Annotated in this window: 8 protein-coding genes and 1 tRNA gene; 5 read left to right on the forward strand and 4 right to left on the reverse strand. The window is 56.5% G+C overall.

Translation table 11 applies throughout. From position 1 onward, the window contains the following. The 5 genes from K5905_RS17875 to K5905_RS17895 form a co-directional block, all read left to right on the forward strand. Positions 1-844 (forward strand): COG4223 family protein (locus K5905_RS17875; RefSeq protein WP_367186984.1); only part of this gene is annotated, 844 nt, incomplete at its 5' end. A 78-nt stretch (positions 845-922) separates the two neighbouring features. Further along, positions 923-2,839 (forward strand): heme biosynthesis HemY N-terminal domain-containing protein, encoded by a 1,917-nt coding sequence (locus tag K5905_RS17880; RefSeq protein WP_297586295.1) that lies wholly within the window; start codon positions 923-925, stop codon positions 2,837-2,839. A gap of 200 nt (positions 2,840-3,039) precedes the next feature. Beyond that, positions 3,040-3,115: transfer RNA gene (locus K5905_RS17885), tRNA-Thr, on the forward strand. A gap of 376 nt (positions 3,116-3,491) precedes the next feature. After that, positions 3,492-4,301, forward strand: a complete 810-nt coding sequence (locus K5905_RS17890; protein ID WP_297586297.1) for a response regulator — start codon at positions 3,492-3,494, stop codon at positions 4,299-4,301. Positions 4,302-4,585: 284 nt separating this feature from the next. Continuing rightward, the gene (locus K5905_RS17895; RefSeq protein ID WP_297586298.1) at positions 4,586-5,320 is read left to right on the forward strand and encodes a hypothetical protein; all 735 of its coding nucleotides are present in this window, start codon (positions 4,586-4,588) and stop codon (positions 5,318-5,320) included. A 5-nt stretch (positions 5,321-5,325) separates the two neighbouring features. Here the strand turns inward: K5905_RS17895 and K5905_RS17900 are convergent, their stop codons facing one another. The 4 genes from K5905_RS17900 to K5905_RS17915 all read right to left on the reverse strand — a co-directional run. Then, positions 5,326-6,114: a crotonase/enoyl-CoA hydratase family protein gene (locus K5905_RS17900; protein ID WP_297586300.1), complete on the reverse strand. Its 789-nt coding sequence runs from the start codon at positions 6,112-6,114 to the stop codon at positions 5,326-5,328. Further along, entirely contained in the window at positions 6,111-6,971 is an 861-nt protein-coding gene (locus K5905_RS17905; protein WP_297586301.1) for a hydroxymethylglutaryl-CoA lyase, read from the reverse strand. Before K5905_RS17905 ends, K5905_RS17900 begins: the two co-directional genes overlap by 4 nt. Before the next feature lie 66 nt (positions 6,972-7,037). Next, on the reverse strand, positions 7,038-8,666 hold the full coding sequence (locus tag K5905_RS17910; protein WP_297586302.1) for an acyl-CoA synthetase: 1,629 nt from the start codon (positions 8,664-8,666) through the stop codon (positions 7,038-7,040). After that, a partial coding sequence (locus K5905_RS17915) for a biotin carboxylase N-terminal domain-containing protein (RefSeq protein ID WP_297586303.1) occupies positions 8,656-10,529 on the reverse strand: 1,874 nt, incomplete at its 5' end. The genes K5905_RS17915 and K5905_RS17910, both read right to left, overlap by 11 nt.

Raw genomic sequence — 10,529 nt, forward strand, 5'->3', positions numbered from 1 at the left:
CGGCAAACTGTCCGGATCGCTCTCGGGTCTTGAAACGGAACTGGGCAGCTTGAAGACTTCGCTCGCCGAAGTTCAAAGCCGCCTGCAAAACACCGAGGCAACCGCCAAGGCGGCTCAAACGGCGGTTTCAACGTCGGATGTATCGCTGAAGACACTTGCCGACAGTCAGGCAAGGGCAACTGAGACACTTTCCAGCCTGTCGGCGGATATCAAATCGGTCGGTGATGCGAATTCCTCTGCTTTGGAAGATATCAGAGCGGAATTGAGTGCAATTTCAAAGCGGCTTTCGCAGGTTGAATCAACGATGGGTGACGCAACGGCGCGTGAAACCGCGGCACGGGCTCTATCCGTGTCGGCGCTAAAGTCAGCTGTCGATTCCGGACGGCCTTATGAAACGGAACTGGCCGCCGTCAAGGCGGGGCTGCCGTCGGATATCGACCTGAAGGCACTTGAAGCCAATGCCAAGGACGGTGTTGAGCCTGTTTCGGTTCTGATTGCACAGTTCCCGTCGGTCGCGCGTCAGATGTTCCAGACCTTCTCCGAACCTGATCATTCCGGTGATGTGCTGGACAGCCTGCTGGCAAGTGCAAGATCTATCGTTTCGGTTCGCGGACCCGGTGATGCCGATGGCACCGGTCCGGAAGCGGCATTGCGGCAAATGGAAAATGCAGTCTCGAACGGCAACCTGAACTCTGCACTGACAGCCTATGACAAGCTGCCGGAAGCAGCTCAGGCTGCGGGTGCTGACTGGGCAGCACGTGCGAAAGCCCGCGTTGCTGTTGATGCGCTGACTGATAAAGCGTCTCAGGAAGTGTTGAATGCGCTTGCCGCCAAAGACAGTTAATCGGCAGCCGGTGACCCGGCTGACCGGACTCAATAATTTTCAGCCGGGAAATGCCGGCGGTTTTCGGGAGCGTACTTGATGATCCGCGTCCTTATTTATTTCGTTCTGCTGTTTGCGGTCGCGACGGGATTTGCCTGGATGTCAGACCTGCCCGGCACGATCTCGATCAGCTGGGACGGTTACGTCTGGGAGCAACCACCTGTTGTTGTCGCACTGGTGGCCGGTGTCGTGCTCGCAGCATTTCTGCTGGCCGTCTGGGTAATTCGGGTGATCCTGAAATCTCCCCACATTGCCTCCCGGTTTTTCCAGCGACGGCGCAAGGACAAGGGCTATGCGGCATTGTCCAACGGTCTGATCGCGCTTGGAACGGGCAATGCAAAACAGGCCCGCCGCCACGGTCTGGACGCCGATCGGCTGCTCGCCGATGAGCCGGCCGCCAAGCTTCTTCTGGCCCAGACAGCCCAGTTGGCAGGCAAGGATGATGAAGCCCGGCAGCGATTCGAAGACATGCTGGAGAACCCCGAAACCAAAGCGCTGGGTCTGCATGGTCTGTTCGTTGAAGCCGAGCGTCACAAGGAACCTGTGGCGGCCCGGCATTATGCTGAAGAAGCTGCCAAGACCTCGCCCAGCCTTGAATGGGCCGGCAAAGCGGTTCTGGGTTATCAGGCGGTTGCTCATCATTGGGACGAGTCTCTCAAGACCCTTGAGCGGAACTACGCTGCCAAAATGATGGACAAGAAAGCCTATCGCCGTCAGCGCGCGGTTATCCTGACGGCACTGGCTTTGAAGCTGGAGGATGGTGAGCCGGAAAGAGCTTATTCGCTTGCGAAGGAAGCCCATGGACTTGCGCTTGATCTGGTGCCTGCGGCTGTTGTGACGTCCCGTCTGGCAACGCGCCGCGGCGACATCCGCAAAGCCTCGAAAGTTCTGGAGGCAACCTGGAGACTGTCACCACATCCCGATCTTGCGGAAACCTACGCACATGTGCGGACCGGAGATTCCGCGGTGGATCGACTGAAGCGTGTGAAATCACTATCGGCTCAGCGGGCCAATACGCCGGAAGGTGCAATGGCAATCGCCCGTGCGGCCATCGAAGCGCGCGAGTTTGATGAGGCGCGAACCCAGCTCAAGAAGGTTCTGCAATCAGAGCCGACACGCAACGCCTATCTGCTTATGGCGGAACTTGAGGAGGCTGAGAACGGTGACAAGGGGCGCATGCGGGATTGGCTTGCGCGTGCAATCCGGGCGCCTCAGGACAAGGTCTGGATTACCGACGGGATTGTTTCGGCGGAATGGCAGCCTGTTTCGCCTGTGACCGGCAAACTGGACGCGTTTCAATGGGCTGCACCGGTCGGGCAACCCGAGGAAGACGGAGAGTTGCTTGAAGACAGCCTGTTTGAAGCACCCGCTCTGACTGCCGCGGCTCCGGTCGCGAGTGCTGAACCGGAGACGGTTGCTGCCGAAGAAGAGACAAGAACCGTCGACCTGAAGGCTGAACCTGTTGCACAGGCAAGCGAAAGTGAGCTGGCGGCAGAGACCGCTTCGAAAGACGCACCAGCTTCTGCGGCCCAGTCTTCGGATGTCAAGCAGGGATACGAAGGGACAACGGATGATGTCAGATACAGTCCGGCTCTGAAGGACCTGCCGGACGACACAGGTGTTGTGGAGGTTGCTAAACAGGAAACATCCGCCAAAGATGCCGCCACAAAATCAACTGCTGATCAGGACCAAAAGTCTGAACCGGAAGCGGATGCTGCAAAGGATAGCTCAGCTGCTGAACCGGATAAATCCGATGCCAAAACGACGCCTGATGCTGGAAGCGGGGTTGAGAGCGATTCGGATAAAAAGGCTGAGGCTGTCGGTGAAACTGAAGACAAGGATGACCTGAACCGGCCTATCGAGTTCCCTTTGAGGCGCATGCCGGATGATCCGGGGCCTGAAAACGAGGACGAGGAAGAAGTCAAAAAGTCTCAGCGTCCACGATTCTTCAATTGATCTGACGCAGCCGCCAGGATCTGCCGGATCCAGGCGACTGCGCATAATTTTGAGCTGTCCCGGGGGGAGTTGTGAATCTTCTTTCGGGAAGCGTATTCAAGGGTCTTGCATCCGGCGCCAAGCTCCGGTAATTAGCGGCCCACTCGGAGACGCATCCGGGACAGGCGCCAAACTTGCGCCGCTTGGTGATCCAGGCAAATGCTGCTGTAGCTCAGATGGTAGAGCACGTCATTCGTAATGATGGGGTCGGGGGTTCGAGTCCCTTCAGCAGCACCATACCCAGAGCACTGCCGCCCCTCGGGTCACATGAGCGCTGGTCGCGTCCTGACCTTTCCACTTGCTTGTTCCAGATTTCAAGAAACGAATTCCCGTCGTTTCGTTGAAGACGCCTGCCAGACCCGGTTCTGTTCGCGTGAAATTATTCTTCGTTAATCACTAGAATCCATCTGCTTGTTTTTTAATTAGTTTTCCGTTTCGAAGCGCTGAATTCTTGCTTTTATAATTATGATAAATAAATCTAAGGTTGTATACTTGGCATTTTGCGACATTAATTGTTTATATGCAAAGTTTCATCTAAGATAATTGTCAGTTTGAACAATATGAAATTACTCAATAATACTGGCGCTTCGGGGTAATTGCTGTGCTTCACAGGATGATTCGCATACTGGTTGCTGACGACAGCGGCGTTGCTCGGGACGTCATCACAAAGGGAATCAATGTTCACCGTGCAACGCGATACATTGATATCGACACGGTTGATAATGGTCGTGCTGCGCTCGACGTGCTCCAAAGAAAACGTATCGATGTTGCCTTTATTGCCCTGAAAATGTCCGGCCTAAACGGTTCTGAGGTTATTGCGGAACTGGCGGATAGCAAGTCCAACAATTGTTTGGTTATCGCTTCAGACGAGAAGCTGGGTGAGGAATGCGAAACGCAGCTGCGAAAACATCGTGCGTATCACTTTCTGCGAAAACCGTTTCGTCAGGAAGATGTCGCCGACATTGTTTCGACCTATATAGCGATGACGAAGGGGATTCCGGTTCTGTTGGTTGACAGTTCCGACTCGGCTCGTGCAGCGATACGGAAGATACTTGAAGACAGCCGCTTTGACTTCGAGATTTATGAAGCAAGCAGTGGAGAAGCTGCCTTGCGCACGTTGTCTGCGGGCAAGTTCAAGGTTGTTCTGACCGATTTTCAATTGCCCGGTATGGATGGACTGGAGCTGGCCGGTCAGGTTCGAAGCCTTTCAAGCCGGACCGGTGTTTACATGATGTCGACAAGCGACGCGACTTTTCTGGAACGGTCCGCCGCCTTTATCGGGATTTCCGGGTTTTTGAAAAAACCGTTCACCGCAGACGATATCGACGTTCTGATGCACACGTTTCTGCAATTGGATACTCCCACGTTCGGCAAGGCGCGTGCCGCCTTCAGCTATCTGGACCGCGAAAGGAAAGCTCTTTGAGCTTTCAGTCTCTCAACACTGTGACAGATGTTGTGCAGAAGCGGGAAGTTTCACCCAGGCCTTCGACTTCCATCAACAATGATATTGGATTGTCAAATCCAAATCTTGATCTGGGCAAGCACACTTGATTCAATGGAAGAATCAGTAAGTCTCCGCAGATTGTAACGCGTTCACTGTCTGAATTCATGGAGAGCGGGTTGGGAAAAACTGCAAAGCTTGAATTTATTCGCCGTCTCATTCCCTTATGCCTTTGCGTGCTCGGCATTGTTGGCGGCTATTTTTTCATGTCGATTCTAAGCAGCCTCCTGTGTCTGGTCGCTGCTGCCGGAATCTATGCAGCGCTTCCGCATCCGAGCGCACCTTCGGGTGCTGTCAGGCCGATTTCTCAACCGCCCTTGATTGTGTTCGACCTCATTGGTTTCAGTCTTGGCATTGCTTTCTTTTCACTTGCAATCATTGGAATGAGTGCAGCGACAGGTGGATTGGCCCTGGCGGCCTTGCTGGCTCTGTTGCCGGCTTGCGCGTCACTGATATTTTTCGCGGTGGCCGTACGCCACGAAACATCCTGGGTACGGTTTTTCGGCAATGGATTTGAGTTCACGCAATTCGGTTTGCGTGTGCGCGTTCTCTATGAGGAATTGAAGAAAGTCGAAGTCCGGCTGTGGCAGGCCTCCGGCTGGGTCGCCTGGTTTCAAGCGACTATCGGATCGTTGGGTCGTAAATCAGCCGTCCTTCTGAACGGTGCTCAAAGCACCAATACATTGGTGTTTACACGACAGGATGGCGCGAAATTCACCATTTCCTCAGAGCTTCTTCCGGATCTTCAAAGGATCCTGATCGGCATGGACCGGGCAGGCGCAGAGCTGCCTGAGGGCATTAGTGAATGGCAGCGGAAGAAGATCCGAAAACGCCGCGAACGCATGTATGGCGGCCCACCCGATCAGGAGCCCGAAACCGAGCAACTTGATGTCGCCCGCATTGCCGCGCTGATTGAACACGCAAGACGGCGCACGAGCTGACCCGTTCAGGCGACGACCCAACCTGGTTTTCTTTTTTCAAAGAAAGCGGAAATGCCTTCCTGTGCTTCCGGGGTTTCCCAGGTGTCCGCAAGGCGTCTTATCGTGTCTTCAATCACCTCATCCGTTATGTCCGGTCCTAGGGTGCGCGCCAGAACCTTGGAGGCCGCGACGGCAGCCGGTGCTGCTCCGAGGTATGGTTTGATCTCACGCTCGATCGTCTGATCGAGATCCGTTTCAGAAACCACCTTTGAGACGAGATCGAGATCTTTTGCTTCTTCAGAGCCGAATAGCCGAGCGGACATGAAGACACGGCGCGCCTTGCCTTCGCCCATGCGTGCGAGCACATAAGGACTGATGGTTGCCGGGATCAGGCCAAGCCGGACTTCGGTGAGGCCGAATTTTGCGGTGTCGACCGCTACCACAGTGTCACAGACGCTCATCATGCCGACGCCGCCGCCAAAGGCCTGTCCCTGAACGCGTCCGATCAGGGGTTTCGGCAATTCGTTGAGACCTTTCAGCATCATGGCCAGTTTGCGGGCTTCCGTCATGCGGGTTTCCCGGTCAGCCTGAAACTGTTCACGCATCCAGCCGAGATCTCCACCGGCACAGAAGCTTGCGCCGGCGCCGGTCAACACGACCACGCGCACACTATCGTCGGCAGCAATTCGACGAGTTGCAGCAGTGAGATCTTCAATCATCTGGGCGGAAAGCGAATTGTGCTTTTCCGGTCGGTCAAGCGTCAGTGTCGCGATGCCGCGCGAATCGGTGACGAGGGAAATGGTTTCAAAACTCATGCCTCAACACTCCTCAGGCCTTGGGCAAACGCAACGACTTCCTGCAGTTTTTCCCGCTTGATACCCGTTTCAAACCCCTTGTTTGCCATCAACTCGACAACGGCTTCCGTGGCGACATTTCCCTTCGCACCCGGGGCGTAGGGACATCCGCCCAGGCCACCGATTGCGCAATCGAAAGTCCGCAGGCCCTTTTCCAGGCTGACCTCGATGTTTTCCAGCGCGCGGCCCTTGGTGTCGTGGTAGTGACCGGCAACTTTCTCTGACGGCACGACAGTTAGAACCGCGTCGAGCATGGTGCCGATGGTTTCAGGTGTCCCGGCGCCGATTGTGTCGCCTAATGAAATCTCATAGCAGCCAAGTTCAAAAAGCTGGCCGGCCACGTCAGCAACTTTCTGCGGTGAGGTCGGTCCATCGTAGGGGCAGTCCGTAACGCAAGAGACATAGCCGCGCACCGGCATGGCGTCCTGATGAGCTTTTTCCAAAAGAGGCTTGAAGCGTTCAATGCTTTCAGCGACTGAGCAATTGATGTTCTTTTTTGAAAACCCCTCCGAAGCAGATCCGAAAATGGCAACCTCGTCCGCCGACGCCTTGCGCGCCGCCGTGTAGCCTTTGACATTCGGCGTCAGCACGCAATAGACGACTGCCGGATGCCGGTAGATGCCTTCCATCACCTCCTGTGCATCGGCCATCTGAGGCACCCATTTGGGGCTGACGAAGCTTGTGACTTCGATCTTGTGAAACCCGCAATCGGAAAGCCGGTCCACAAGCTCGATCTTTTGTTCGGTCGGGACAAACAGTTTTTCGTTCTGCAGGCCGTCGCGCGGCCCCATTTCAAAGATGGTGACGAAGTCGGACATGGTTTTGCTCGTTTGGTTCGACACGGGTGATGGCGGAGGTGATTGGCAGAACAGGTGATCGTCAGATCACGTCTCCTCTTCTGCCCGGGCGCGCAGCTCGCGGCGGATAACCTTGCCTGTGGTGGTCAGCGGCAGTGCATCCACAAAAGTGACTTCACGGGGGTATTCGTGGGCTGCCAGCCGTGTCTTGACGAAGGCGGCGATTTCTCTGGCGAGGCTCTCACTGGCTGAGGCACCGTCTTTCAGCACAATATAGGCCTTGACGATTTCGGTACGCTGTTCATCCGGTTTACCGACGACGCCCGCCATGGCAACGGCCGGGTGCTTGATCAGGCAATCCTCGATTTCGCCGGGACCAATGCGGTAACCGGAAGAAGTGATGACATCGTCATCCCTGCCGACAAAATGAAGCCAGCCGTCTTCGTCGCGAAGGCCCGTATCGCCCGTCAGCAGCCAGTCGCCCGCAAATTTCTTTGCCGTTGCTTCAGGGTTGTTCCAATACCCGAGAAACATCACGGGGTCCGGGCGTTTGACGGCGATGTTGCCAAGTGTCTCCACCGGCAATTCTTTGCCGGCATCGTTGACGATCGTGACATCGTGCCCCGGAATGGCGCGTCCCATGATGCCGGGGCGTGCCTCCATGAGCGTACTGCAACTGGAAACGATCATGTTGCATTCGGTCTGGCCATAGAATTCGTTGATCGTCAGGCCGAATGTCCTCCGCCCCCAGTCGATCAGTTCAGCGCCGAGTGTCTCGCCCCCCGATGCGACTGAACGCAGGTCAAGTTGCCACAGATCCTGTGGATTGCTGAGCTGGCGCATCATCTTGAGTGCGGTCGGAGGCAGAAAGGTGTTGCGGATCTTCTGATCCTGTAAAAGCTGGAAGGCCGCTTCCGCGGTGAATTTACGAAACCGGCAGGCGACAACCGGCACACCGAGATAAAGCGATGGCATCAGGACATCGAGAAGACCGCCGATCCAGGCCCAGTCAGCCGGTGTCCAGATGCGGTCTCCCGTTTGTCCGAGAAAGTCATGGCTCATTTCCACGCCGGGGAGGTGACCCAGCAGAACCCTGTGACCATGAAGCGCGCCCTTGGGCTGACCGGTCGTACCGGAGGTGTAGATGATGATCGCTGGGTCGTCGGCGGCGGTGTCGAATGCCTGAAAAGTATCTTCATGACCGGCCATGTTGCTGGCCAGATCCTGCGCGCCGCCATCTTCACCATCGACGCAGAAGACGGTTGTCAATTCAGGCAGCCTGTCTCTGATTTTCTCGAGTTTTGCCGCACCAGTGGCATCGGTCACGACGGCTTTCGCACCTGAATTATGCAGCCGGAATTCCAGAGCCTCTTCCCCGAAGAGAGTGAAGAGTGGAATGGTGATGGCGCCAATCTTCAGGGCGGCGATGTGTGCAAAGGCGGTTTCAAGACGCTGAGGAAGCAGCACGCCTACACGGTCTCCGGGCTGGACACCGCGGCTGACCAGCAGATTGGCGAGCTGATTCGAAAGACGTCTGAGATCTGCATAGGAATATCGCGCTGTATCTCCGTCTTCATTGACGAAAACAAGAGCTTCCCGATCCGGCTCACGTTCGGCCCAATGATCGCAAACCGCAACGCCGATGTTGAAGCGTTCCGGAATATCCCAGGCGAATTTCCCGGCAAGTTCGTCGTAACTCCTGGCCTCAGGCAGCATCTGCTTCCTCCGCCATTGCCAACAGGATTGTTCCATCGGTGACTTGGTCGCCTTCAGCTACCAGGACTTCACCGATGACACCGTCCCGCGGCGCCTTCAGTGTGTGTTCCATCTTCATGGCTTCCAGGATCATGAGCGGCTGATCCCTTGTCACGATGTCGCCGGCGCATGCGGTCAGGACTTTGACAAGGCCGGGCATTGGAGCAACCAACTGGTCGCCGGCGCCGGCGGCGTCTTCATCCGAGCTCAAAGTGTCAGGCAAACCAACCGTGAAGGCATGCCCGTCCATGAAGACGGTCAGGCCCTTTTTGCCCTCCGCGACGACAGCGCTGGCGCGATGTCCTTCGCATTCATAGGTGATGGTGCCGTTGTCTACCTTGATCAAGGCATAGTTGCGGACGCTGCCGGCAAGGTGAACCGCAAAGCATTGATGCCCAAGGGCCTGGACTTCCACATCCTGACGCTCGTCTGCGACCTCCAGCAGCGCAAACTGCCTGGAGGCACTCCAGATGCGCCAACCAGCCAGCGTTTCGAAAGGATCGTCACCTGCCGCCGGTTTGGTCAGGCCGAGGGCCGTCAGAGCGGCAAGTGCAACTGCATCATCGGGTATGGAGGGTTCCTGAACGAGTTTGGCCAGATCCCGATCGATTAGTCCGGTGTCGACATCACCGGAAGCAAAACCCTCATGTCGGCACAGCGAAGCAAGAAATCCTGCATTGGTGACGCACCCGGCCACCTCGGTTCTTTCCAGGCTGGCCAGCAGTTTTGCAAGGGCTGCTTCACGTGTGGGGCCGTGTACAATGATCTTGGCGATCATCGGATCATAGAAGGGGGTGATGTCATCTCCCGACCGCACGCCGCTGTCGACGCGCGCACTTGCTTGCGGGAGGGAAAGGTGTTCCAGCGTGCCGATGGCGGGCAGAAATCCTTTTGGCGCGTCTTCGGCATAAAGGCGTGCCTCGAAGGCCCAGCCGTCAAAGGCAAGCTGGTCCTGGGTCTTCGGCAAGGCCTCACCCGAAGCGACCCGGAGCTGCCATTCAACCAGATCTTCGCCGGTGATCAGTTCCGTCACCGGATGTTCCACTTGCAGCCGGGTGTTCATCTCCATGAAGTAGAACTTGTCCGCGTTGAGGCCCTCGGAAACATCTGCGATGAATTCAATTGTGCCAGCACCGCAATAGTCGATAGCCCTGGCAGCCTTGACCGCGGCGTCCCCCATAGCCTTGCGCATTTCCTCGAGCATGCCGGGTGCGGGTGCTTCCTCAATGACTTTCTGGTGGCGGCGCTGCAAGGAGCAATCGCGTTCAAACAGATGAACCGCGTTGCCATGACTGTCGCCAAAGACCTGGATTTCGATATGACGCGGCTTGGTGAGGTATTTTTCGATCAGGACACGGCCATCCCCGAAACTGGCTTCGCCCTCGCGCTGCGCGCCCTGGAGCGCGTCGGCAAAATCAACCGGATCATCGACGCGGCGCATGCCTTTGCCACCGCCGCCGGCGCGGGCCTTGATCAGAACCGGATAACCGATCCGGTCAGCCTCATCCTTCAGAAAATCGGGATCCTGATTGGTGCCATGATAGCCGGGAACAACCGGAACGCCGGCTTTTTCCATCAGAGCCTTGGCTGCGTCCTTGAGGCCCATCGACCGGATGGACTTCGCGCTTGGTCCGATAAATGTGATCCCGGCTTTTTCAAGCGCGTCGACAAAGTCCGGATTCTCCGACAGAAAGCCATAGCCGGGATGCACCGCTTCGGCACCGCTCAACCGGCAGACCTCGATGATCTTGTCGGTCCGGAGGTAACTTTCGGCAACCGGCGCAGGACCGATGCGGTAGGCTTCGTCAGCCATGGCAACGTGTT

The organism is Roseibium sp., assembly GCF_025698965.1.
Taxonomy (GTDB): Bacteria; Pseudomonadota; Alphaproteobacteria; order Rhizobiales; family Stappiaceae; genus Roseibium.

Bases quoted from the DNA above. Each gene is read 5' to 3' on its own strand.
- K5905_RS17895 (WP_297586298.1), top strand. From the start codon at position 4,586: ATGTCGATTCTAAGCAGCCTCCTGTGTCTGGTCGCTGCTGCCGGAATC.
- K5905_RS17905 (WP_297586301.1), bottom strand. From the start codon at position 6,971: ATGTCCGACTTCGTCACCATCTTTGAAATGGGGCCGCGCGACGGCCTG.
- K5905_RS17910 (WP_297586302.1), bottom strand. From the start codon at position 8,666: ATGCTGCCTGAGGCCAGGAGTTACGACGAACTTGCCGGGAAATTCGCC.
- K5905_RS17890 (WP_297586297.1), top strand. From the start codon at position 3,492: ATGATTCGCATACTGGTTGCTGACGACAGCGGCGTTGCTCGGGACGTC.
- K5905_RS17880 (WP_297586295.1), top strand. From the start codon at position 923: ATGATCCGCGTCCTTATTTATTTCGTTCTGCTGTTTGCGGTCGCGACG.
- K5905_RS17900 (WP_297586300.1), bottom strand. From the start codon at position 6,114: ATGAGTTTTGAAACCATTTCCCTCGTCACCGATTCGCGCGGCATCGCG.